This is a genomic window from Pectobacterium betavasculorum, from assembly GCF_000749845.1.
Classification (GTDB): domain Bacteria; phylum Pseudomonadota; class Gammaproteobacteria; order Enterobacterales; family Enterobacteriaceae; genus Pectobacterium; species Pectobacterium betavasculorum.
The window spans coordinates 1-23,078 of the sequence record NZ_JQHM01000015.1; the positions used below are offsets into that span (position 1 = coordinate 1).

Below are 23,078 nucleotides of genomic sequence, written 5' to 3' on the forward strand. Positions count from 1 at the left end.
TTTACTGTTGTTCACTCTTCAAGACTTTTTATATCGTTAAGATACGGTCTTGTGAGTGCCCACACAGATTGTCTGATTATATTGTTAAAGAGCAGTGCCACTTCATCGGTGGCGCGGGCTGCATATATTATGCTAATCCGCTTTAAAGTCAAGTCATTACTGACCGCCTTTGTTGAATCTTTTTCCTGTCACCGCAACTGCGTGTCGCTGTTGCCGTGTCAGTGGAGGCGCATTATAGGGACTTCTCCGCCGCTGACAAGCGCTAAATGCAAAATAATTACCGAGTGGGGATTTTTTCAGCAAAGCGCAGTAAAAGACAGCGTTATGCCGGATTTTTAAGCATTTTCTTAGCGAGAAACTTTACCGGACAGACTGGCGTACCATTAATTCGGGCGTCAGCACCAACACATTAGGTTCAGTGTTAGGGTGTTCCAGACGATATAACAGCGTATCAACCGCCAATTCGCCGAGCTCATCCTTCGGTTGATGAACCGTAGTAAGAGGTGGTGACATGTAGCGAGCCAGTTCAATGTCATCGTAACCAATAACTGCCATATCTTGAGGGATTGAAAGTCCAGCCTGATAAAGTGCGTGATAAACGCCGACAGCCATTGCATCGTTACTGGTGAACACAGCTTCGGGTTTATCTTCCAGCGCTAATAGCTGCTGCATAGCGCGATAGCCAGTTTCAAATTCAAAATCACCGAAAATTTCATAGTCAGCAGGAACGGATAGCCCAGCAAGTTGCATCGCCTGTCGATAACCTTCCAGTCGATTGTGGGCTGTCGTCTTATCTTTAGGACCCGCAATGCAGGCTATCTTTTTATAGCCACGAGAGATGAGATAATTGGTGGCGATCTCTCCACCGAGCAAAGAGTTATCTTTAATAACATCGATAACGCCTTCAAAAGGTGCCCAATCCATCATGACCATAGGAATAGAAGGATAGCGGCTCATCATTTCAGGCAAGGGGCGATGGCTTTCGGTGCACATCAGCAATACGCCATCGACCCGCTTTTGTAACAACGTTTCAAGACTATGACTCATTCTGTCGCGATCGCCTTCGGTGTTGCACAGAATCAGGCTATAGCCCCTCTCATAACAGCAGCGTTCAACGCCACGCACCACTTCGGCATAAAACGGGTTATTACTGGCAGTGAGCAACATACCGATGGTACGGGTCTGGTTTATCTTCAGACTTCTGGCTAGCGCAGACGGCGCATAGTTGAGATCATCAACGGCCTTCATAACCTTTTCGCGAATGGCATCGCTGACAAAACGATTGTTATTAATGACGTGAGATACAGTGGAAGTAGAAACGCCCGCCAACCGGGCGACATCTTTCATGGTGGCCAAAGATCACTCCTGAGCTTGCAAAAATGCGTCGATCTCTTCACGCCATGGGACAGAAGGTTGAGCGCCCCGGCGAGTTACCGCAATCGCTGCCGCCGCATGAGCGAATTTCACAGCAGAAGACATTGGTCGGTTTTCCAGTAAGGCGGTAACCAACGCACCATTAAAGGTGTCTCCGGCAGCGATCGTATCCACAGCTTTTACGCGATATCCCGGAATTCTCTGCCCCTGACCATCTTCACTCAACCATACACCGCGGCTACCCAATGTAATCAGAACCGTTTCGATACCTTTACCATGAAGAACCTGTGCTGCGCGAGCCGCATCGTCTTCCGTCTCAACAGTAATACCCGTCAGGAACTGCGCTTCAGTTTCATTCGGCGTGATCATATCAACCAGCGATAACAGTTCATCAGGCAGTTCACGAGCGGGGGCGGGGTTAAGAATCACTTTCGTTTGGTGTTCATGCGCCAGTCTGGCTGCGGCGATAACGGTTTCCAACGGCGACTCAAGCTGCATCAGCAACGCGGAAGCATCAATAATGTGTTGCTGATGACGATGAAGATAATCTGGCGTCACAGCCGCATTCGCGCCTGCGTTAATCGCGATCATGTTCTCAGCTTCAGCGTTAACAAAAATCAGAGCAACGCCAGTCGTTTGCCCGGAGATAGCCTCAACGGCGGAAACATCAATATTGTCCTTGGATAGCTGCTGACAAATACGGGAGCCGATATCATCTTCTCCGACGCAGGCAATAAAGGCGATATCTGCACCACTTCGACCAGCGGCAACGGCCTGATTAGCGCCTTTACCACCGAAAGCGACACTATATTGCTCACCGATCACCGTTTCGCCCGGACGGGGAAATTGCTCAAGATTGAGAATATGGTCAGCATTAATACTGCCCAGCACCACCAGCTTACCCGTTTTCATTATGTTGAATCCCGCTACGTTGATAATGCGCCACCACAAACGGGTGGCGCGAGCCCTGCTTTATACCCGTCATACTTCAAGCTGCTTGTGCGTTGGCTGCCCTTACTCACCCCAGTCACTTACTTGTGTAAGCTCCTGGGGATTCGTGCGGTTACCGCGTTACAAGGCCATAAATGGGCCTTGCCCTAAAGGGTCAACGCAGAGCGTTGTTCAAAACGCTTAACGTTTTGTCATGCAACTCGAATTATTTAGGGTATATTTTTAATTATTTTGCTACCAGCTTCAGGTCAACCGGAATGATGGCCTGCGTTTTTTCACCTTTCAGCACTTTCGCAGCGGTTTCGATACCAATCACGCCGATCTGGTCTGGACGCTGAGCCACTGTTGCTGCCAGTTTGCCTGACTCAACGGCCTTCACGCCATCCTGAGTACCGTCAAAGCCGACAACCAGCACATCCGTTTTGCCTGCGGTTTGCAGTGCGCGCAGTGCGCCTAACGCCATTTCATCGTTCTGAGCAAATACCGCCTGAACGTCAGGGTGTGCGGTCAGCAGGTTCTGCATCACGTTCAGTCCTTTAGTACGGTCGAAGTCAGCAGGCTGGCTGGCCAGCATAGCGAATTTATTTTTCTCAGCAGATTTCATGAAACCCGCCCCACGTTCGCGCGCGGCAGAGGTTCCGGCAATCCCTTCCAACTGAATGACTTTGGCGCCTTCACCCAATTTCTTGGCAATGAAGTCACCGGCAACTTTACCGCCGAAGGCGTTATCAGAAGCAACATGGCTCACCACTTCACCGCTAGTGGCGACGCGATCGAGCGTAATGACCGGGATTTTGGCCTGATTGGCCATTTTGATCGCATTGCCTACTGCATCTGAATCAGTCGGATTGATCAGCAACACTTTGGTGCCACGTACCGTCAAATCCTGAACGTTAGCCAGTTCTTTCGCAGGGTTATTCTGGGAATCCAGCACAATCAGCTCGTAACCCAGCTTGTCGGCTTCTTTCTGTGCACCCTCTTTCATTGAAACAAAGAACGGGTTATTCAGCGTAGATACCACCAGAGCAACCGTATCTTTGGCCAAGGCATTAGCACTGACAGTCGCGCTCAGCGCAACAGCAGAAACCAGAGTAGCCAGCTTTTTCATATTCATAACTCAATTCCTGTGTGAATGAAGGTTATTTACTGCTTTTGTTATCTACCAGAACCGCCAGCAAAATGACGACTGCTTTAACGATCATTTGGTAGTAAGAAGAAACACCTAATAAATTCAGTCCGTTGTTGAGGAAACCAAGGATAAGTGCACCGATCAACGTACCAACGATACGCCCTTTGCCCCCAGCCAGACTGGTGCCGCCCAATACTACAGCCGCGATAGCATCCAGCTCATACCCTGTACCCGCCGTAGGCTGTGCAGAGGACAAACGTGCGACTTCAATAATTCCCGCCAGGGCAGACAGCAGCCCACACAGGGAATAGACAATAATCTTGATTTTATCAACGCTGATACCGGACAAACGGGTTGCGGATTCGTTACCACCCAACGCATAGATATAGCGACCCAGGCGCGTGTGGTGCAGCATGTACCAGGTCGCAGCGAATACGATAGCCATGATCCAGATTGGCGTCGGAATACCCAGCGGGCGACCGATACCGAACCAGCCAAACGCATCTGCCACGTCGGAAAAGCCAGTATTCACCGGGCTACCGTTGGTATAGACCATCGTCACACCACGCAGCAGCAGCATCATGACCAGCGTGGCAATAAACGCCTGCACTTTACCTTTAGAAACGATGATACCCGTGCCTGCACCAATCAGCGCACCCAACGCCAGTGCGCCAAACACAGCCACCAGCGCATTCACTTCAAGCCCAACGATGGAAGCCGCTACGGCACCCGTCAACGCCAGTAGTGAACCCACCGACAAATCAATTCCTGAGGTCAGTATCACCAGCGTCATACCAACGGCCATAATGGCATTCACCGACGTCTGCTGGAGAATATTGAACAAGTTATTCAGCGTGAAAAAATTAGGGCTCATGGCGGAAACAACCGCAATCAGAATCAGGAGCGCGATCAGCGATTTCTGCTCCAGTAACCACGCTTTGCTGAACCAGCGTTTTGCCGCGATAGATTGAGAACTCATGTCTGACTTACTCCTGCTTTGCGCCGTATTGCTTACCAACGGCCGCAGCCATCAGTGCTTCCTGGGTTGCTTGCTCAATCGGGAAATCACCGCTTAAGCGCCCTTCATGCATCACAATGATGCGATCGCTCATTCCCAATACTTCGGGCATTTCGGATGACACCAATATGATGCTCAGCCCCTCTTCTTTGAATTGATTGATTAACTGATAAATTTCTTTTTTCGCGCCGACGTCAACGCCACGCGTCGGTTCATCGAGGATCAAGACGTTAGGACGCGTCATCAGGCCACGGGCAATCGCCACTTTTTGCTGATTGCCACCGGAAAGCAGGCCGATAGGCTGTTCCATCGAAGGCGTTTTAACGTTGAACAGGCGAATAAAGTCGGCGACCGTCAGTTGCTCCTCGGCGTGATTGAGACGACCACCCGCATGGCTGAAATAACGCAGTGCGGTTAACGACATGTTTTCTTTTACCGACATGCCCAGCACCAGACCATCACGCTTACGGTCTTCAGAAATGTAAACGATGCCGTTCGCCAAGCCATCCTGCGGTTTACGTGTCACCACGTCGCGGCCATCAAGCGTTACATTGCCACCCGTTCGTGGCAGCGCGCCGTAGATAATCTTCATCAGTTCGGTACGGCCAGCGCCCATTAGCCCTGCGACGCCCAGAATCTCACCTTTACGTACGGTAAAGCTGACGCTGTCAACACCCGGCCCAGACAGGTTCTGCACGTTAAGACGAACCTCTCCCGGCACTTTATTCGAACGCGGGTACTGATCTTCCAGCTTGCGGCCCACCATCATTTCAATCAGCGTGTCTTCCTCTAAGTCACTCACCGGACGTTCACCGATAAACTGACCATCGCGGAAAACGGTAATGTCATCGCAGATTTCGAAGATTTCTTTCAGACGGTGGGAAATATAGACAATGCCGCATCCCTGAGATTGCAGCTCTTTGATCACGCTGAATAACGAAGCAGTTTCGGTATCCGTCAGAGCATCGGTGGGTTCATCCATGATGATGACTTTGGATTCAAAGCTCAGCACCTTGGCAATTTCCACCATTTGCTGATCGCCAATCGATAAATCACCCACCATACGGCGGCTGTCATAACGCAGATTAAGGCGTTTCAGCAGTTTATCGGCTTCCGCATACATCCTATTCCAATCGATACGACCGAAGCGGTTGGTAAATTCACGACCGAGGAAGATATTCTCAGCAATCGTGAGTTGGGGAATCAGGTTAAGTTCCTGATGAATAATACCGATACCTGCTTCCTGAGACGCTTTCGGCCCGCTGAAATCTACCTCTTGCCCTAAAAAATGGATGCTGCCGGCATCTTTACGATAGATCCCGGTCAGGACTTTCATCATGGTGGACTTGCCCGCACCGTTCTCACCCACCAGCGCCATCACTTTTCCCGGATAAACATTGAGTGCAGCACCAGAAAGCGCTTTAACGCCGGGAAAAGATTTCGTGATGCCTTGCAGTTGCAGTAAAGGTTGCATTGATGCCTCAGAACGTTACGCCAGCACAAAGGATGACATTGGCATACGGAGAGCACTCTCCGCTGCGAATGATGGCCCGGCTTTTGCCGCTTTGGGTTTTAAATTCTTCATGGCTAACATAGTGCAATGCAATTGAGTTTCCCTGATGCTGTTCAAGTTGCTTCAATTGATCGAGTAATGCGTCATGGACGGCGGGGTTCTTTTCAATGATCTCTTCCGCCAGAATAGCGGCCTCAACCTGCATTTCGCTGGTGACAACACTAACCACCTGCAAAAACGTCGGCACATTGTGCGTCAACGCCAGGTCGATACGGGTTGTCGTTTCAGGAATCGGTAAACCAGCATCACCAATAACAAGGCTATCGGTGTGCCCCAGCCGAGCAATCACAGAAGAAATATCTGAATTCAATAATGCTGCTTTTTTCATCTTCCCACCCCACCAGCGAAACGTTTCGCTAACAACATTCTAGAAAAAGAAGAGGGAAAGGCAACGATGAAATAAAAGAAATGTGATCGCCATAGAAACGTTTCGCTAACCAAAAAAGAAAGGTAACGGGGGGCCGTTATAGAAAGTGGATAAATAGAGAAAGGGCGGGCAATCGCCCGCCACGAGAGAATTGAGAATAGCGTATTAGAGTTTACGGATCTGCTTCACATCCAGCTCGACAGAATTGAAGTCTTTATCCAACTCACCCTGAATTTCTACTTTATCCGTGGGCGAAACCATCTGACCATTCCAGCGCTTGTGATCGATTTCGACTTCTATCGTGCCGGTCGAATCGCGGAACAGATAGTTCTCATCACCGATCCGCTTTTCAATATTACCGCTCAGCGTAACCCAACTATCATCACGCAGATCTTTAGCCTTATCTACCGTGGTGAGGGAATTCTGCGGATCGATGAATCCCCCTTTATGGGTGCCAACCGCAGGCGTTTCTGGGTTGACGAAACCACCGCCGCTTTGTGCGGCAAATACGGGTGCAGAAACCAGAGCGGTAATGGCGAGTAACGCAGCTGCTTTTTTCATAGTATGCCTTCCTTATTTTGCCTGTCGTTTCGCAGTCAATCTGCGGGAGTAATCGGTCTTCGGGAAGGATTAAAACAAACCGTTCTTAACAGAATCTTAAGGAGTCTGATTTTACATTTTTATTTTTTTATATTGCCGAAATCGTCCGATTTCAGCGATTTGTCCTGTACACATCGCCCCTCGATTTCGTATAAAACCGGAAAAGTCGCAAACGCGGCAGCGGCACATCCCTTGCGAGGCAGCCATGAGAGTATTGTTAATCGAAGACGATCGCCTGATTGGTGATGGCCTAAAAGCTGGATTGATCAAACTGGGCTTTAATATTGACTGGTTTACGGAAGGGAAAGCGGGCGCCGCCGCGTTGAAGGCCGCCCCTTATGATGCAGTGGTGCTCGATCTCAGCCTACCGGGTATGGACGGCATGGATATCTTGCGTCAGTGGCGTCAGGCTGGACATGACGAACCGGTACTGATTCTGACCGCCCGTGATGCGCTGGAACAGCGAGTGGACGGGTTGCAGCAGGGTGCCGATGATTATTTATGTAAGCCCTTTGCGCTGACAGAAGTTGCCGCTCGCCTACAGGCACTGATTCGCCGCCGTCACGGCCAACTCCAGCCCGCATTAACGCATGGCGCGGTTTCCCTTGAGCCTGGCTCACGGAGCGTCACGCTTAACGGTGAGCCGTTGATACTAAAATCCCGCGAACTGGCGTTACTGGAACTGTTCTTGCTCAATCCAAACCGCGTGCTCACGCGTGCACAGTTGGAAGAAAAGCTCTACGGCTGGGATGATGACGTCTCCAGTAATGCGGTAGAAGTCCATATCCACCACCTGCGCAAAAAGCTGGGCAGCGGGTTTATCCGTACCGTGCATGGCGTTGGCTATATTCTGGGAGATGCACCATGAGCCGGCTCAGTCTGCGTTTACGCCTGATTGCGGGCTTTGCGCTGCTGACATTAATTTGCTGGGGGGTGGCCAGTCTGCTTTCGTGGTATCAGACACGTCATAACATCAATGAGTTGTTTGATACTCAGCAAATGCTGTTTGCCAAGCGTCTTGCCACCATAAATCCCGATGAATTGCGAATCCCATCAGTTTCTCTGCCTAAAACCAAAAATCTGGTACATAAAAACCGAGGCAAGCAAGATGATGATGCGCTGGCCTTCGCCATTTTTACCCGTGACGGGAAAATGGTGTTGAACGATGGCGATAACGGCAAAGATTTCATTTTTGACTCTACACGCAACGGCTTCACCGACGGCAAACTGCGCGATGATAACGACGCGTGGCGTATCGTCTGGCTGACAACGGCAGATGATCGTTACGTGATTGCTGTGGGTCAGGAATGGGAATACCGTCAGGATATGACGCTGGATATTGTAAAAACCAACCTGATGCCCTGGCTGTTTGCGCTGCCTATCATGCTGGCACTACTGTTCTGGCTAGTGACACGCGAACTCTCACCACTAAAACGTATTGCCGCTGAGCTTCAGTTACGTTCCCCCGACGACAGCACACCGCTGGCGACGCAGCACATCCCACAGGAAGTCCGTCCGCTGCTCAACGCGCTGAATCTCCTGTTTTCCCGCATCAGCGATATGTTGATTCGCGAGCGGCGCTTTACCTCCGATGCCGCTCACGAACTGCGTAGCCCGCTGGCGGCATTGAAAGTTCAAACCGAAGTAGCGCAGCTGGCACATGACGATGAGGCCATGCGTCGCCATGCATTAATGAATCTGGATAAAGGTATCGATCGCGCGACCCGACTGGTGGATCAGCTCCTGACGCTGTCGCGACTGGATGCCGAATCGCATCCCGAGGGGATGCAACCCGTTCAGTTCAATGAATTACTACAACAGGCGGTGATCGCGCATTACCCTACGGCACAAACATCAGGTATTGAGCTGACGCTGGACTTACCGGATACCCCAGTTATCCGGCAGGGTCATCCGCTGCTGCTAGCCCTGTTAATACGCAATCTGCTAGATAACGCCATTCGCTACAGCAATGAGGGAGGAACGGTAAGCCTGACGCTGACAGAGCGGGGCTTTCAGGTTGCGGACAACGGACCGGGCGTCAGCGATGAAGCGTTGGCAAGAATCGGTGAACGCTTTTATCGCCCGCCGGGGCAGGAAAAATCCGGCAGCGGTCTGGGAATTTCCATCGTGAACAACATCGCCACGTTGCATCAGATGCGGGTTACGTTCACCAATCAGCCCGAAGGTGGGCTGATTGTGTCGGTTAGCTGGTAGAGGCTGTTGGACGTTACGTTAAGGTGTTGGGATAAGATCGAGATATACGGTCGACCACGGGGCGAGGTATCCCTGCGGGAACCTCATCCCAGTGTTTCCCTAATAACAAACAACGAGTCGCTGCATACGTGTTAATGATAGCGAATATAGAGGGATCACTTAAATCTCGACCTGAATCCCCAATTCAATCAGCCTGTTCGGCGGTATTTCAAACTGATCCGCCGCCCGCAGCGCATTGCGGCTGAGCATCATGAACAGCTTACCGCGCAAGCGCAGATACCAGGGGCGTTCGCCGATAACCAGCGACTCATTGGACATAAAGAAAGACGTTTCCATCATCTGGCAGGTTAATCCGTCCTGCCAACAGCGCTGAAAGACCTCTTCTACATCCGGCGTCTCACGCCAGCCATAGTTGGCGATCACCCGCCAGAACGTCGGAGAAAGCTGTTCAACCGTCACTCGACGGGCATTAAGCACATAAGGCGCATCCTCCGTTCGCATGGTCAACAGCACCACGCGTTCGTGCAGGATCTTATTGTGTTTGAGGTTATGCAGCAGCGCGAACGGGATCACTCGAGTGGCGCGCGAGAAATACACCGCCGTGCCAGGAACGCGAGTCGGCGGCGATTTCTCCAACGATGCAATCATGGCATCCAGTGAATTGCCATGCTCATGCAACCGACGCAGCAGCCTGAAACGTTCGCTTTTCCACGTCGTCATGATAATAAACATCACCATGCCTAGCGCCAGCGGCAGCCAGCCGCCGGACAGAATCTTGACCACGTTTGCCAAAAACATCGGCACGTCGATAATCAGCAGACCCGTCAGTAAAACCCATGCCAGATAGCGATTCCAGAGCCAGTTCTTCACTGCTACCGTACAGAACAGGATGCTGGTAATCACCATCGTGCCCGTTACCGCAATACCATAAGCCGCAGCAAGATTGCTCGAATGCTCAAAGCTGACAATCACGATGACAACCGCGATATAAAGCATCCAGTTAATGGCAGGAATATAAATCTGACCAGATTCCATATCTGACGTGTGTACGATACGCATCGGCGGTAAATAACCCAGCCGCACTGCTTGACGCGTCAGGGAGAAAACGCCGGAAATCACCGCCTGCGAAGCAATGATTGTCGCCAGCGTCGCCAATATCATCAGTGGGATCAGCGCCCAATCTGGTGCCAGCAGGAAGAACGGGTTTTTGATCGCTTCAGGGGTCTTTAACAGCAGCGCGCCTTGTCCGAAGTAATTTAATACCAGCGACGGCAGCACCACCGTAAACCAGGCCAGACGAATCGGGAATTTACCAAAGTGGCCCATATCGGCATACAGCGCTTCGACCCCAGTAATGGCAAGCACCACCGCTCCCAGTGCGAAGAACGACACCGCTTTGTATTCGATAAAGAAATGAACGGCGTACATTGGATTCAACGCCTGTAACACTTCAGGATTAGCGATAATACTGCGCGCACCCAGTATTCCGAGCGTCAAAAACCAAATCAGCATCACGGGCGCAAACAGCTTGCCGACGCTGCCAGTACCGTGTTTTTGAATGATAAACAGTAAAGTCAGAACGACAATCGATAGCGGAACGATATAGCTATCCATCGACGGCGCGGCGATTTCCAGCCCTTCCATCGCTGACATCACCGAGATGGCTGGCGTAATGACCACTTCTCCATAGAAGAAGCTGCCGCCGATTAATCCCATGATAACCAGCACTGACGTCATGCGATCGGAGGTATTACGCCCAGCCAGCGACATTAATGTGAGAATCCCCCCCTCACCGGCGTTGTCGGCACGCATCACATAGGTCAGGTATTTCAGCGAAACAACGAGGACCAATAGCCAAAAAATCAGTGAAAGAAAGCCAAAGACCGAATCAGGCTCGACCCCAAAACCAAACTGCCCCGATAAACATTCCCTTAACGTATAAAGAGGGCTGGTTCCTATATCCCCATAAACCACCCCGATGGCCGCCAGCGTGACCGCCGGAAGCGAACGTTTATGTTCTGAGCTCATAAACCTATCTTCTGTTATTAATCAGTCCGCGAAGTGCGTCATTCACAGCAACTCGTCCAAAAGCGCACAGTATGCACAAATCAGGATGAAAACCCATTTTTATTGTGCGCTCCACCTTCTACCCCTAAATAATTCGGGTTGCAGGACAAAACGTTAACGTTTTGAACAACGCAACGCGTTGGCCCTTTAGGGCGATGCTCAGCCATGAGCATCGTAACGCGGCAAGCGAGAGACACGTAAGTGTGTCGAGTAACGCAGCCAACACACCTGCAATTTGATGTATGACGGGTGTATACGAAACATCCTGTAAAAGGTGGTTTATTGCTTACCTACCCCGTTAAGGTGTAATAATCCGTAAAAGCATTCTAATAAAAATCTGTGATCTGCCGTTTATTATTACTATTGTCTTTCTGAAAGTAGGGTTTTTCTTAGGTACCACTTTCAGTAAAGCAGTCAGGTTCAAAAATAAACAATTTCAGTACATCACATCATGGGACTAACGGATTAATTATGCGTCAAACTGCGGCATTGGCTGAAAGAATTTCTCGTCTCAGCCATGCGCTAGAACATGGGCTCTACGAAAGACAGCACGCTATTCGCCTTTGTCTGCTGGCAGCACTAAGCGGAGAAAGTGTTTTTCTGCTGGGCCCACCAGGTATAGCTAAAAGTATGATCGCCCGGCGTCTTAAATTCGCTTTTCGTCATGCGAATGCATTTGAGTACCTGATGACCCGCTTCTCCACGCCAGAAGAGGTGTTTGGTCCCCTTTCCATTCAGGCACTAAAAGATGAAGGTCGCTACCAGCGCCTCACAGCCGGTTATCTGCCGGAAGCCGAAATCGTGTTTCTGGATGAAATCTGGAAAGCGGGCCCCGCTATTTTGAACACGCTGCTGACGGCCATTAACGAACGACGTTTCCGTAATGGCAACAGCGAAGATACGATCCCCATGCGCCTACTGGTCGCCGCCTCGAATGAATTGCCGGAAGCGGATGGCGGTCTGGAAGCGCTCTACGACCGAATGCTCATCCGTCTATGGCTCGATCGGGTACAGGAAAAACAGAATTTCCGTGCGCTGCTTGTGAATAACAGCAGCGATCGCGATAACCCTGTCCCGCCCGCTCTCAGCGTCAGCGATGAAGAGTACCAACAGTGGCAGAAAGACATTGAGCACGTCGCATTACCGGAAACGGGTTTCGAGCTGATTTATACGCTGCGCCAGCAGTTAGATGCGCTTGAACAAGCGCCCTATATTTCCGATCGACGCTGGAAAAAAGCCCTGCGCCTGCTTCAGGCTAGCGCGTTTTTCTGCGGCCGAGATTCCATCACGCCGATTGATATTATTCTGCTGAAAGACTGCCTCTGGCATGACCAAAGCACGTTGACGCTCATCGAACGCCAGCTTGAACTGTTGATTACCGAGCACGCCTATCAACAAAAAAGCCTGTTGTTCCGTCTTCAGCAGGTGAATACCAAACGTCAGCAATACCAGCGTGAACAAAGTGAATTGCAGGCATTTTCAGTAGAGAAACAGGGACACTTTCTGGGCCGAAAATTCCATTACGCCTTGCCTGACACTATCGTCGCTGAAACATTGGATCTGGTGCTACAACGCCCATTAATCCTGCATGATATTGAAGTCAACCACCTGATCATTGAGAGGAATGCTCTGCAAGGCTGGCTGCAAAAAGGGGGAGAAATCCGGGGTAAACTTAACGGCATTGGCTTTACCCAACGTCTCGACCTGCTGGTGGACGATAGACAGCATCTGGCCATTCGCGATATCAGTCTGCAATCCTCTGTTCTTTCTCTGCCGGAAAAACGCGACTGTGCACTTCCTGCCGACATTATCGATGAGTATGAAAAGCTAAAGATGCAGCTTCGCGAACAGCGTCGCTTATTCAGCCAGCATCAGCCTTGCCTGTTCGTCCCCAGTGAGTGGCTGGCTAAAATAGAAGCCAGCCTGCAACAGGTCGCCGAGCAGATCCAGCAATCAGAGCAACAGGATTAACGCCGATGATCACGCTGGAATCACTGGAAATGCTGCTATCTATCGATGAAAACGAGCTGCTGGACGATCTTGTCATCACGCTTCTGGCGACACCGCAGCTCGCTTTCTTCTTTGAAAAATATCCCAGCCTGAAATCCGCGTTACTCAGCGATCTCCCTCACTGGAAAGAAACCTTAAAGCAGCGCCTGCGGACCACTCAGGTACCGCCAGAGCTGGAAAAAGAATTTAGCTGCTACCAACGTGCACAATCGATCGACAACCAGGCCTTTCAGACACGCCTGCCTGCGATTATGGATACGCTGAACAACGTGGAATCGCCGTTTCTGACGCAGGCGTCCCAGCTCATTACCTCTCCAGAAAAAACGCCAGGGCAGAAGATAACGAGTGGGCTCCACGCGCTCTTTCTTCAGCGCTGGCGGCTAAGCCTGACACTGCAAACCGTTTCACTGCATCAGCAATTGATGGATCAAGAGCGGGAAATTCTGCTGGATGAACTGCAACAGCGCCTGACCTTGAGTGGCAAACTCGAACCGATTTTGGCCGAAAATGAAAACGCGGCTGGTCGGCTATGGGATCTTAGCGCCGCACAGCGTATTCATACCGATCCCCGCCCGTTACTGGATTTCGGCGCTTTCCTGCAACGCCAGCCGGCATTACAGAAGTTGGCGGAACGTTTGGGACGTAGCCGGGAGACCAAATCCATCCTCACGCAGGAAGCACCACAAGAAGCCTTCCGGGTAAGAGTTCGAGAACCCGCCACCGTACCTGAGCAGGTGAGCGGCGTGCATCAGAGCGACGATATCTTGCGTTTGATGCCGACGGAACTGGTGACTCTGGGCATCAGCGAACTGGAATTCGAATTTTATCGTCGCCTGCTGGAACATCGATTGCTGACCTATCGCTTACAGGGTGAGAGCTGGCGCGAGAAAGTCACCGAGCGCCCCGTTGTCCATCAACAAAACGAACAGCAGCCGCGTGGCCCGTTTATTGTCTGCGTTGATACGTCAGGTTCTATGGGAGGCTTTAATGAACGCTGTGCCAAAGCTTTCTGTCTGGCACTGATGCGCATCGCACTCGCTGACAACCGCCGTTGCTACATCATGCTGTTTTCTACCGGTGTGGTTAAGTATGAGCTGACGTCTGAAGACGGATTAGATCAGGCGATACGTTTTCTCAGCCAGTCCTTTCGCGGCGGCACGGATATGGCTGCCTGTCTGTCAGCGTTGTTGGATAAGATGGACGATGCACTCTGGCATGATGCCGATGCCGTGGTGATTTCGGATTTTATCGCCCAGCGGTTGCCGGATGAGGTGGTGAATAAGGTGAAAAGCCGTCAGAAGCAGCTACAGCACCGTTTTCATGCTGTAGCGATGTCCGATCATGGCAAACCCGGTATCATGCACATCTTTGATCATATCTGGCGCTTTGATACCGGGCTAAAAAGCCGTTTAATGCGCCGCTGGCAGAACGGCAAGGCTTATTAAAGCAGGCCTGAAACCGACTCACGCAACGGCTGTGGCCAGACTCCGCACTGAACCTGACCAATGTGCGGCAATTGTAGCAACAACATGACAAGGCGAGACTGACCGATTCCCCCGCCAATCGTTTGTGGCATCTCACCGCGCAGCAGCGCCTGATGCCATTCCAGCTTCAGACGCTCTTCATCCTGCGTCAGTGCCAACTGGCGTGTTAATGCTTCAGCGTCCACGCGGATACCCATAGATGAAATCTCAAACGCATCGTTAAGAACCGGGTTCCACACAATAATATCGCCGTTCAAACCCGCTAATTCCTGCTCGCCCGGCGTCGTCCAATCATCATAATCCGGCGCGCGTACATCGTGAGAGTGTCCGCTGGACAGCTTACCGCCAATTCCAATCAGGAAGACGGCACCCAGTTCTTTAGCGATAGCTCGCTCACGCCCTTTGGCGTCCAGATCGGGATAGCGATTCAGTAGCGTTTCGGTATGCACAAAATGAATCTGCTCTGGTAAGAAAGGCTGAATGCCAAACGCCTGATGTACCGCTGCCTCAGTCGCTTTAATGCCCTGATAAATACGCGTGACTGTCGATTTCAGATACTCGGCATTGCGCTCACCATCTCCCATTACGCGCTCCCAATCCCACTGATCGACATAAACCGAGTGGATCGGGCTCAGACGATCTTCGTCCGGACGTAGTGCCTTCATGTGGGTATAAATGCCTTCGCCGAAGCTAAAATCATACGCGCCCAGCGTTTTACGTTTCCATTTAGCCAGCGAGTGCACCACTTCAAATGTAGCATCCGGTAAGGCTTTAACCTTAACCTGCACCGCTTTTTCTGTACCAGACAAGTTATCCTGCGTGCCATCGCCGATACGGCTGAGAATCGGTGCCTGAACCTCAATCAATCCCAGAAGCTGCTCCAGTTGGCTGGAGAAGAAAGATTTAACGAAGCTGATTTGCTGCTGCTTTTCGATGTACTGCTTTTTCATTGCCGCGTCTCTTATTCATCGTATTTAGTTATTCATTAAGCAATAAAAATCGCCAGTTATTCAATAATCTTATGGATAAATTGCACTTGTGCTTTTAATCCGTCATTTTATAGCGGTATAAAATCATTATTCGCTAAAATAGGAGGCTCAAAGTGGCAGAAATTTATCAGATCGATAATCTCGATCGCGGCATTCTTTCCGCCTTAATGGAAAATGCGCGCACCCCTTATGCCGAACTGGCAAAACAGTTTTCCGTCAGTCCAGGAACAATCCACGTTCGGGTGGAAAAAATGAAACAGGCGGGCATCATTATCGGCACGCGTCTGGACGTTAATCCAAAACAGTTGGGCTATGACGTGTGCTGCTTTATCGGCATCATTCTGAAAAGCGCTAAAGATTATCCCTCAGCGCTGGAAAAGCTAAACAACCTGGAAGAAGTGGTTGAGGCCTACTACACCACTGGGCATTACAGTATCTTTATTAAGGTCATGTGTCGTTCGATCGAGGCGCTGCAACATGTACTTATCAACAAGATCCAAACAATTGATGAAATTCAGTCCACCGAAACACTGATCTCTCTGCAAAACCCCATTATGCGGACGATCGCGCCATAATGCTTTTTTCCTATACCCATATTATCCACAGGTAGATCCCAGCCAGATCACAGCGTACAATGTCCCGTCTTTTATCGGATGGGATCACTATGGCAGACATCACCTTAATCAGTGGCAGTACCCTTGGCAGCGCCGAATATGTGGCAGAGCATTTGGCTGAACTGCTGGAAAAGGATGATTTCTCCACTGAAATTCTGCACGGTCCTACGCTCGATGCACTTCCCGAAAGTGGTATATGGCTAGTGGTGACCTCTACACACGGTGCAGGGGAGTTCCCTGACAACCTGAAAGCGCTGTTTGAACAGTTGGAACAGCAAAAGCCCGGTCTTTCTCAGGTGAATTTTGGTGCGATAGGGATCGGCAGTAAAGAGTACGACACATTCTGTGGCGCGATCCAAACAGCGGATCGAGTACTCACGCAATTAGGGGCTAAACGGATCGGTGAAGTCCTAGAGATCGACATCACGCAGCATCAAATTCCAGAAGATCCAGCAGAAGAATGGTTAGGATCGTGGGTTAATTTACTCAAATAAGATGAAATATTCAGCAGTTGAATGTGGATAACTATGCTTATTTCAGGTGTAAAAGCAGTAGTTATCCCAATAACAACCCAAGTATGTTTTTTGCCCTGTGCATAACTCCGCATTATGATCCCAGCTTATACTGGCTAGGATCACCGATCATTCACAGGTAAGGATCAACGGCATTCTCTTGATCTTTAATATGAATAATCACTTATCCACACAACATGACGATCCTAATAAGAGATCTAATAAAGAGATCTTTAAATAAAAAGATCTTTCTTTAATTAACGAGGATCCAACGGACTTGGTCGTTGGCTCAAAGTTGAGTAGAATCCCCATCCCAAGGCAAATAACGATCGTTCGCCACTCATCATTCGCAATAATGCGAGGAGCAGTTCCATGTTTTATCCAGATCCATTTGACGTCATCGTAATCGGTGGCGGTCATGCCGGAACAGAAGCAGCAATGGCTTCTGCCCGAATGGGCCAACAGACGCTTTTACTTACGCACAATATTGATACGCTGGGACAAATGTCTTGTAACCCGGCGATCGGCGGTATTGGAAAAGGCCATCTGGTTAAAGAGATCGATGCCATGGGAGGGTTGATGGCGCACGCCGTCGATCAGGCAGGTATACAGTTTAGGATACTAAACAGCAGTAAAGGCCCAGCGGTCAGAGCAACTCGTGCACAAGCGGATCGCGTGCTCTATCGTCAGGCTGTTCGCACCGCATTGGAGAATCAGCCAAACCTGACGATCTTCCAGCAAGCTGTTGACGATCTGATTGTGGAAAACGATCGTGTCGTCGGTGCTGTTACCCAGATGGGACTAAAATTTCGTGCGAAAGCCGTGGTATTAACGGTAGGCACTTTCCTTGATGGCAAGATTCACATCGGACTGGATAACTACAGTGGTGGGCGTGCGGGCGATCCGCCTTCCATTCCGCTAGCGCGTCGTCTGCGTGAACTGCCTCTGCGCGTCAACCGCCTGAAAACGGGTACACCACCACGTATTGATGGCAGAACCATTGATTTTAGCGTGCTAGCACAACAGCACGGTGATAATCCAATGCCAGTTTTCTCATTTCTGGGGAACGCGAGCCAGCATCCGGCACAAATGCCGTGCTACATCACGCATACCAATGAGAAAACGCATGATGTGATCCGTAATAATCTGGATCGTAGCCCGATGTATGCCGGGATCATCGAAGGGATCGGGCCACGTTACTGTCCATCGATCGAAGACAAAGTCATGCGTTTTGCCGATCGAAATACGCATCAGATCTTTCTCGAACCTGAAGGGCTGACCAGTAACGAAATTTACCCTAACGGGATCTCGACAAGTTTGCCGTTTGATGTCCAGTGGCAAATTGTTCGCTCAATGGCTGGGATGGAAAATGCACGTATCGTTCGTCCTGGGTATGCGATTGAGTACGATTTCTTCGATCCTCGCGATTTGAAACCTACGCTGGAAAACAAATTTGTTCATGGCCTGTTCTTTGCCGGGCAAATCAACGGGACAACAGGGTATGAGGAAGCGGCGGCACAAGGGATGCTCGCTGGCCTGAATGCGGCTCGCCTGTCTGCCGATAAGGAAGGCTGGTCACCACGTCGCGATCAAGCCTATCTCGGCGTGCTGGTTGACGATCTTTGTACGCTGGGTACGAAAGAACCCTACCGCATGTTTACGTCACGTGCTGAATACCGTCTGATGCTACGAGAAGATAACGCCGATCTACGTTTGACTGAAATGGGCCGTGAGCTGGGGATGGTTGACGATCATCGCTGGGCACGTTTCAACGAGAAGCTCGAGAACATTGAGAAAGAGCGCCAGCGTCTGCGTGACATTCACGTTCACCCGCAATCTGAACAACTGGATCAGGTTAATTCACTGCTGAAAACGCCTTTGTCGCGTGAAGCGAACGGTGAAGAGTTGCTACGTCGCCCAGAAGTGGATTACGTTCAGCTTACTGCGCTACCGCTGTTTGCTCCGGGACTAACCGATGAGCAGGCTGCTGAACAGGTTGAAATTCAGGTTAAATACGAAGGGTATATTGCTCGTCAACAGGATGAGATTGAGAAACAGCTGCGCAATGAAAATGCGCTGCTGCCTGCCGACTTGGATTACAAGCAGGTGAATGGGTTGTCCAACGAGGTTATTGCCAAGCTGAACGATCACAAACCTTCGTCTATCGGTCAGGCCTCGCGTATTTCTGGCATTACGCCTGCGGCGATCTCAATTCTACTGATCTGGCTTAAAAAACAGGGTCTGCTGCGCCGCAGCGCCTGATTTAAGGTAAACTTATTGCCCTAAATAGCCGGTTATCCGGCTATTTTTATTATTAACCTCATATTTTCATCGGGATTTTATTGTGCGCAACACACTCGATAATCTGCTAAACGCGGCTGATATTGTAATTTCAGATAAGCAAAAAAATCTTCTGATACAGTACGTTGAAATGCTTAACAAATGGAACAAAGCTTATAACCTGACGTCTGTACGCGATCCGCAGCAAATGCTTGTCCGTCATATTATGGACAGTATCGTAGTTGAGCCGCATTTACACGGGCAGCGTTTTATCGATGTAGGAACAGGACCTGGATTGCCAGGAATTCCCTTGGCGATTGTCCGTCCTGAGTCGCATTTCACCTTGTTGGATAGTCTGGGTAAACGTGTGCGTTTCCTGCGTCAGGTACAGCATGAACTACAGCTTGAGAACATCACGCCAGTGCAGAGTCGTGTTGAAGCATTTCCGGCAGAGCCGCCTTTTGATGGGGTGATCAGCCGGGCATTTGCCTCGTTGCAGGATATGATTAGCTGGTGCAATCATCTTCCAGCCAGACCAGCAGGGCGCTTTTATGCCCTAAAAGGCGTACTTCCAGACGATGAGTTGTCATCTTTGCCGCAAGGTGTCTTATTAGATCAGGTTGTCCGTTTATCTGTTCCCAATCTGGAAGGTGAACGCCATTTGGTCGTGCTTAAACCAAACTAATTTTGTTTTTTATCAAAAAAATCATAACTAAATATTGCATATCAAGCGGTCGCCTCGTTTATAGATAGCATCGTTCGAGAACAAATCGCGATCACTGAAATTTTACATCTTAGTTTTTTCTGTGCCGTTCTTTTACTTTCGTACTGAATAATAACGAGCGAAAATAAATCATCGTCATCAAAAATTAGTTATTTTTGTGTTAATTGAGTAAAAAAAAGATATCAATAATGTCAATAGGTAGTTGAAACGTTGTTTGTTGCATTTTCCGAATGCGATTTTTATTAACTTGTTGAAGTTAATAAAAATAAATAGCTTATTTTGCTAAAGACAAAAAAAAACACGTTCTGCTATAAATATCGCTAAAGTCTTTTATGTGAGTCGCATCACAGATTAGAGGGCTTTAGAAATTAATTACACCAGACATGAACAGAGATGATTGTTAGCAAAAAGGGGGCTTCAGAAAGAAATTTAAATAATTGTTCACCTTTTCGCTACTTATCGATTGAATTCGCAGGTATGACCCGTATAATTTGCTCGTTTTTTGCTGCTTGACTCAGTGGTGTAAAGGCAGTTTTATACGTCATTCGGTATACCTCTGAAAAGGTATGGAGAGAGCAAACGTCATGCCTGTATCCCTTTACAGCGGAAAAGTGGCTTTAAGGCTGCTGTTGTTACAGTTAGTGACTTTTGCTTTGTTGAGTGCTGTTTTCAGCCTCAATAGCGTCAACGCTGCTGCTTCTGCATTAGGTGGAGGATTAGCAGCCTGGTTACCGAATGTCTTGTTTGTGCTGTTTGCCTTGCGTCATCAGTCACACAAACCTGCTGATGGGCGTGTGGCCTGGTCATTCGCGATTGGCGAGGCGCTTAAGGTATTTATCACCATTGCACTGTTAGTGGTGGCGTTGGGCGTGTTTAAAGCGGCATTCTTTCCGCTTGGCCTGACTTATTTATCGGTGCTGGTTATGCAGATCGTGGCACCGACCGTAATTAATCGTTACCGTAATTAACAACAAAAGGGTAAGAGACATCATGGCTGCTGGAGAAATCTCTACTCCGCAAGAGTATATCAGTCACCACTTGCACCATTTGCAAGTAGGGACGGGTTTTTGGTCGATCAATGTCGATTCGATGTTTTTCTCCATCGCTCTTGGGATCCTCTTTCTGGTTATCTTTCACCGCGTAGCGAAACGTGCGACCAGCGGTGTGCCAGGTAAATTGCAAACGGCTGTCGAACTGGTTATCGGTTTTGTTGATGGCACCGTATGCGATATGTTCCACGGCAAAAGTAAACTGATTGCTCCTCTGGCGCTGACCATTTTCGTCTGGGTTTTCCTGATGAATATGATGGACTTGCTGCCTATCGATCTGTTGCCGCAAGTTTGGGCGGGCGTTTACAGCCTGCTAGGATACGATCCGGCGCATGCTTATTTGCGTGCTGTGCCGACGGCTGACGTGAACATCACGTTGTCGATGGCGTTGGGCGTGTTTATCCTGGTTCTGTTCTACAGCATCAAAATGAAAGGTCTCGGTGGTTTTGTTAAAGAACTGACCATGCAGCCGTTCAACCATCCAGTATTTATTCCTATCAACCTGATTCTTGAAGGTGTCAGCCTGCTGTCCAAACCTATTTCCTTAGGCTTGCGACTGTTTGGCAATATGTATGCGGGTGAGTTGATCTTCATCCTGATTGCCGGTCTGTTGCCGTGGTGGTCACAATGGCTGTTAAATGTGCCTTGGGCTATTTTCCACATTTTGATTATTACGCTTCAGGCTTTTATTTTCATGGTTCTGACGGTTGTTTATCTCTCGATGGCATCTGAAGAGCATTGATTTTCTTTCAACAAATAACGTTTTTAACTGAAACAAACTGGAGACTGTCATGGAAAACCTGAGTGTGGATCTGCTGTACATGGCTGCCGCGTTAATGATGGGTTTGGCGGCGATCGGTGCTGCGATCGGTATCGGCATTCTGGGTGGTAAATTCTTGGAAGGTGCTGCTCGTCAGCCTGACCTGATTCCTTTACTGCGTACACAGTTCTTTATCGTCATGGGTCTGGTTGACGCCATCCCGATGATCGCTGTTGGTCTGGGGCTGTATGTGATGTTTGCGGTGGCCTAAGCAGAATGTTTTCTGCTGAGGTTAAAACATCAACTTATTTAACTTTGAAAGAGGCATTGTGCTGTGAATATTAATGCAACAATCCTCGGCCAGGCCATTGCGTTCGTCCTGTTTGTCTGGTTCTGCATGAAGTATGTATGGCCGCCGATGATGGCAGCCATCGAGAAACGTCAGAAAGAAATTGCTGACGGTCTGGCTTCTGCTGAACGTGCCAAAAAAGATTTGAACTTGGCTCAGGCCAATGCGACAGATCAACTGAAGAAAGCCAAAGCAGATGCTCAGGTTATCATCGAGCAGGCGAACAAACGCCGTGCTCAGATCCTGGATGAGGCGAAAGCTGAAGCGGAAGCTGAACGTAACAAGATTGTGGCGCAGGCGCAGGCTGAAATCGAAGCCGAACGTAAACGTGCTCGTGAAGAGCTGCGTAAGCAAGTTGCCGTATTGGCAATTGCCGGTGCCGAGAAGATTATTGAACGTTCCGTGGATGAAGCTGCTAACAGCGACATCGTTGATAAACTGGTCGCTGAACTGTAAGGAGGGAGGGGCTGATGTCTGAATTTGTCACGGTAGCTCGCCCCTACGCCAAAGCAGCTTTTGACTTTGCGGTTGAGAATCAGGCCTTGGATCGCTGGCAGAATATGCTGGCGTTTTCGGCCGAAGTCGCGCGCAATGAACAAATTGCCGAATTGCTTTCTGGTGCGGTAGCGCCGATTGAGTTGGCGAAAACGTTTATTGCCGTTTGTGGTGATCAACTTGATGAAGCCGGTCAAAACCTGATTAAGGTGATGGCCGAGAACGGACGTTTACCGGTGCTTAGTGAAGTACTGGAACAATTTATTCAACTGCGGGCAGCACTGGAATCGACGGTTGACGTCGATGTGATTTCTGCCAACACGTTGAATGAGCAGCAGCTGTCGAAGATCGCTGCTGCTATGGAAAAACGTCTGTCACGCAAAGTGAAGCTGAATTGCAAAATTGATAAGTCTGTCATGGCCGGTGTGGTTATTCGCGCGGGCGATATGGTGATAGATGGCAGCATTCGCGGTCGTCTGGAACGTCTGGCAGACGTCTTGCAGTCTTAAGGGGACTGGA

At 49.7% G+C, this 23,078-nt stretch carries 23 protein-coding genes; 14 read left to right on the forward strand and 9 right to left on the reverse strand.

Annotation, left to right across the window (positions count from 1 at the left end):
- Positions 1 to 339: hypothetical protein (locus KP22_RS22645; RefSeq protein ID WP_209428714.1), on the forward strand; the 339-nt coding region annotated here is incomplete at its 5' end.
- Positions 340 to 360: 21 nt separating this feature from the next.
- Here KP22_RS22645 and rbsR read toward each other — a convergent pair.
- The 7 genes from rbsR to KP22_RS18235 all read right to left on the reverse strand — a co-directional run bounded on the left by rbsR (position 361) and on the right by KP22_RS18235 (position 6,973).
- Positions 361 to 1,356, reverse strand: a complete 996-nt coding sequence (gene rbsR, locus KP22_RS18205; protein ID WP_167333809.1) for a ribose operon transcriptional repressor RbsR — start codon at positions 1,354 to 1,356, stop codon at positions 361 to 363.
- Positions 1,357 to 1,359: 3 nt separating this feature from the next.
- Entirely contained in the window at positions 1,360 to 2,286 is a 927-nt protein-coding gene (gene rbsK, locus KP22_RS18210) for a ribokinase (RefSeq protein WP_039307724.1), read from the reverse strand.
- 265 nt (positions 2,287 to 2,551) lie between these two features.
- Positions 2,552 to 3,439 carry a ribose ABC transporter substrate-binding protein RbsB gene (gene rbsB, locus KP22_RS18215; protein WP_039307723.1) on the reverse strand — a complete coding sequence of 296 codons (888 nt, stop codon included), beginning with the start codon at positions 3,437 to 3,439 and terminating at the stop codon, positions 2,552 to 2,554.
- 25 nt (positions 3,440 to 3,464) lie between these two features.
- Positions 3,465 to 4,433, reverse strand: coding sequence for a ribose ABC transporter permease (gene rbsC, locus KP22_RS18220; protein ID WP_039307720.1), 969 nt, complete (start codon positions 4,431 to 4,433; stop codon positions 3,465 to 3,467).
- A gap of 7 nt (positions 4,434 to 4,440) precedes the next feature.
- Positions 4,441 to 5,946, reverse strand: coding sequence for a ribose ABC transporter ATP-binding protein RbsA (gene rbsA, locus KP22_RS18225; protein ID WP_039307718.1), 1,506 nt, complete (start codon positions 5,944 to 5,946; stop codon positions 4,441 to 4,443).
- A 7-nt stretch (positions 5,947 to 5,953) separates the two neighbouring features.
- Positions 5,954 to 6,373 (reverse strand): D-ribose pyranase, encoded by a 420-nt coding sequence (gene rbsD / locus KP22_RS18230; RefSeq protein ID WP_039325667.1) that lies wholly within the window; start codon positions 6,371 to 6,373, stop codon positions 5,954 to 5,956.
- 204 nt (positions 6,374 to 6,577) lie between these two features.
- The gene (locus KP22_RS18235) at positions 6,578 to 6,973 is read right to left on the reverse strand and encodes a YgiW/YdeI family stress tolerance OB fold protein (RefSeq protein WP_039307713.1); all 396 of its coding nucleotides are present in this window, start codon (positions 6,971 to 6,973) and stop codon (positions 6,578 to 6,580) included.
- 244 nt (positions 6,974 to 7,217) lie between these two features.
- Between KP22_RS18235 and qseB the strand changes: the two genes are divergently transcribed.
- Both qseB and qseC read left to right on the forward strand, forming a co-directional pair.
- Complete coding sequence (gene qseB, locus KP22_RS18240; RefSeq protein WP_039325669.1) at positions 7,218 to 7,880, forward strand: quorum sensing response regulator transcription factor QseB; 663 nt, start codon at positions 7,218 to 7,220, stop codon at positions 7,878 to 7,880.
- On the forward strand, positions 7,877 to 9,226 hold the full coding sequence (qseC, locus tag KP22_RS18245; RefSeq protein WP_039325671.1) for a quorum sensing histidine kinase QseC: 1,350 nt from the start codon (positions 7,877 to 7,879) through the stop codon (positions 9,224 to 9,226). Before qseB ends, qseC begins: the two co-directional genes overlap by 4 nt.
- 159 nt (positions 9,227 to 9,385) lie before the next feature.
- On the opposite strand, the gene kup is transcribed toward qseC, so the two are convergent.
- Positions 9,386 to 11,254 (reverse strand): low affinity potassium transporter Kup, encoded by a 1,869-nt coding sequence (kup, locus tag KP22_RS18250; protein WP_039325673.1) that lies wholly within the window; start codon positions 11,252 to 11,254, stop codon positions 9,386 to 9,388.
- A 510-nt stretch (positions 11,255 to 11,764) separates the two neighbouring features.
- Between kup and ravA the strand changes: the two genes are divergently transcribed.
- Together ravA and viaA are read left to right on the forward strand one after the other, a co-directional pair.
- A complete protein-coding gene (ravA, locus tag KP22_RS18255; protein ID WP_039325677.1) occupies positions 11,765 to 13,264 on the forward strand; it encodes an ATPase RavA in 1,500 nt (499 codons plus the stop codon).
- 5 nt (positions 13,265 to 13,269) lie between these two features.
- Complete coding sequence (viaA, locus tag KP22_RS18260; RefSeq protein WP_039307696.1) at positions 13,270 to 14,748, forward strand: ATPase RavA stimulator ViaA; 1,479 nt, start codon at positions 13,270 to 13,272, stop codon at positions 14,746 to 14,748.
- On the opposite strand, the gene asnA is transcribed toward viaA, so the two are convergent.
- Complete coding sequence (asnA, locus tag KP22_RS18265; RefSeq protein WP_039307693.1) at positions 14,745 to 15,737, reverse strand: aspartate--ammonia ligase; 993 nt, start codon at positions 15,735 to 15,737, stop codon at positions 14,745 to 14,747. The two genes, viaA and asnA, sit on opposite strands and share 4 nt — an antisense overlap.
- Before the next feature lie 152 nt (positions 15,738 to 15,889).
- Here asnA and asnC point away from each other — a divergent pair, with 152 nt between their 5' ends.
- The 9 genes from asnC (at position 15,890) to atpH (ending at position 23,068) form a co-directional block, all read left to right on the forward strand.
- The gene (gene asnC, locus KP22_RS18270; protein ID WP_011091651.1) at positions 15,890 to 16,351 is read left to right on the forward strand and encodes a transcriptional regulator AsnC; all 462 of its coding nucleotides are present in this window, start codon (positions 15,890 to 15,892) and stop codon (positions 16,349 to 16,351) included.
- Between the two features lie 89 nt (positions 16,352 to 16,440).
- Complete coding sequence (gene mioC, locus KP22_RS18275; protein ID WP_039325680.1) at positions 16,441 to 16,884, forward strand: FMN-binding protein MioC; 444 nt, start codon at positions 16,441 to 16,443, stop codon at positions 16,882 to 16,884.
- A gap of 390 nt (positions 16,885 to 17,274) precedes the next feature.
- Positions 17,275 to 19,164, forward strand: coding sequence for a tRNA uridine-5-carboxymethylaminomethyl(34) synthesis enzyme MnmG (gene mnmG, locus KP22_RS18280; protein WP_039325681.1), 1,890 nt, complete (start codon positions 17,275 to 17,277; stop codon positions 19,162 to 19,164).
- A gap of 82 nt (positions 19,165 to 19,246) precedes the next feature.
- Entirely contained in the window at positions 19,247 to 19,867 is a 621-nt protein-coding gene (gene rsmG / locus KP22_RS18285) for a 16S rRNA (guanine(527)-N(7))-methyltransferase RsmG (protein WP_039307685.1), read from the forward strand.
- 623 nt (positions 19,868 to 20,490) lie between these two features.
- Positions 20,491 to 20,874: a F0F1 ATP synthase subunit I gene (atpI, locus tag KP22_RS18290; RefSeq protein WP_039325683.1), complete on the forward strand. Its 384-nt coding sequence runs from the start codon at positions 20,491 to 20,493 to the stop codon at positions 20,872 to 20,874.
- A gap of 22 nt (positions 20,875 to 20,896) precedes the next feature.
- Positions 20,897 to 21,697, forward strand: a complete 801-nt coding sequence (gene atpB / locus KP22_RS18295; protein WP_039325685.1) for a F0F1 ATP synthase subunit A — start codon at positions 20,897 to 20,899, stop codon at positions 21,695 to 21,697.
- Positions 21,698 to 21,746: 49 nt separating this feature from the next.
- A complete protein-coding gene (gene atpE / locus KP22_RS18300; RefSeq protein WP_005976545.1) occupies positions 21,747 to 21,986 on the forward strand; it encodes a F0F1 ATP synthase subunit C in 240 nt (79 codons plus the stop codon).
- A gap of 63 nt (positions 21,987 to 22,049) precedes the next feature.
- The gene (atpF, locus tag KP22_RS18305; protein WP_010681466.1) at positions 22,050 to 22,520 is read left to right on the forward strand and encodes a F0F1 ATP synthase subunit B; all 471 of its coding nucleotides are present in this window, start codon (positions 22,050 to 22,052) and stop codon (positions 22,518 to 22,520) included.
- A gap of 14 nt (positions 22,521 to 22,534) precedes the next feature.
- Positions 22,535 to 23,068: a F0F1 ATP synthase subunit delta gene (gene atpH, locus KP22_RS18310; protein ID WP_039307677.1), complete on the forward strand. Its 534-nt coding sequence runs from the start codon at positions 22,535 to 22,537 to the stop codon at positions 23,066 to 23,068.
- The last annotated feature ends 10 nt before the right edge of the window (positions 23,069 to 23,078 follow it).

Coding starts and splice junctions, on each gene's coding strand:
- rbsK (WP_039307724.1), bottom strand. CDS start 2,286: ATGAAAACGGGTAAGCTGGTGGTGCTGGGCAGTATTAATGCTGACCAT.
- rbsB (WP_039307723.1), bottom strand. CDS start 3,439: ATGAATATGAAAAAGCTGGCTACTCTGGTTTCTGCTGTTGCGCTGAGC.
- rbsC (WP_039307720.1), bottom strand. CDS start 4,433: ATGAGTTCTCAATCTATCGCGGCAAAACGCTGGTTCAGCAAAGCGTGG.
- rbsA (WP_039307718.1), bottom strand. CDS start 5,946: ATGCAACCTTTACTGCAACTGCAAGGCATCACGAAATCTTTTCCCGGC.
- rbsD (WP_039325667.1), bottom strand. CDS start 6,373: ATGAAAAAAGCAGCATTATTGAATTCAGATATTTCTTCTGTGATTGCT.
- KP22_RS18235 (WP_039307713.1), bottom strand. CDS start 6,973: ATGAAAAAAGCAGCTGCGTTACTCGCCATTACCGCTCTGGTTTCTGCA.
- qseB (WP_039325669.1), top strand. CDS start 7,218: ATGAGAGTATTGTTAATCGAAGACGATCGCCTGATTGGTGATGGCCTA.
- qseC (WP_039325671.1), top strand. CDS start 7,877: ATGAGCCGGCTCAGTCTGCGTTTACGCCTGATTGCGGGCTTTGCGCTG.
- kup (WP_039325673.1), bottom strand. CDS start 11,254: ATGAGCTCAGAACATAAACGTTCGCTTCCGGCGGTCACGCTGGCGGCC.
- ravA (WP_039325677.1), top strand. CDS start 11,765: ATGCGTCAAACTGCGGCATTGGCTGAAAGAATTTCTCGTCTCAGCCAT.
- viaA (WP_039307696.1), top strand. CDS start 13,270: ATGATCACGCTGGAATCACTGGAAATGCTGCTATCTATCGATGAAAAC.
- asnA (WP_039307693.1), bottom strand. CDS start 15,737: ATGAAAAAGCAGTACATCGAAAAGCAGCAGCAAATCAGCTTCGTTAAA.
- mioC (WP_039325680.1), top strand. CDS start 16,441: ATGGCAGACATCACCTTAATCAGTGGCAGTACCCTTGGCAGCGCCGAA.
- mnmG (WP_039325681.1), top strand. CDS start 17,275: ATGTTTTATCCAGATCCATTTGACGTCATCGTAATCGGTGGCGGTCAT.
- atpI (WP_039325683.1), top strand. CDS start 20,491: ATGCCTGTATCCCTTTACAGCGGAAAAGTGGCTTTAAGGCTGCTGTTG.
- atpB (WP_039325685.1), top strand. CDS start 20,897: ATGGCTGCTGGAGAAATCTCTACTCCGCAAGAGTATATCAGTCACCAC.
- atpE (WP_005976545.1), top strand. CDS start 21,747: ATGGAAAACCTGAGTGTGGATCTGCTGTACATGGCTGCCGCGTTAATG.
- atpH (WP_039307677.1), top strand. CDS start 22,535: ATGTCTGAATTTGTCACGGTAGCTCGCCCCTACGCCAAAGCAGCTTTT.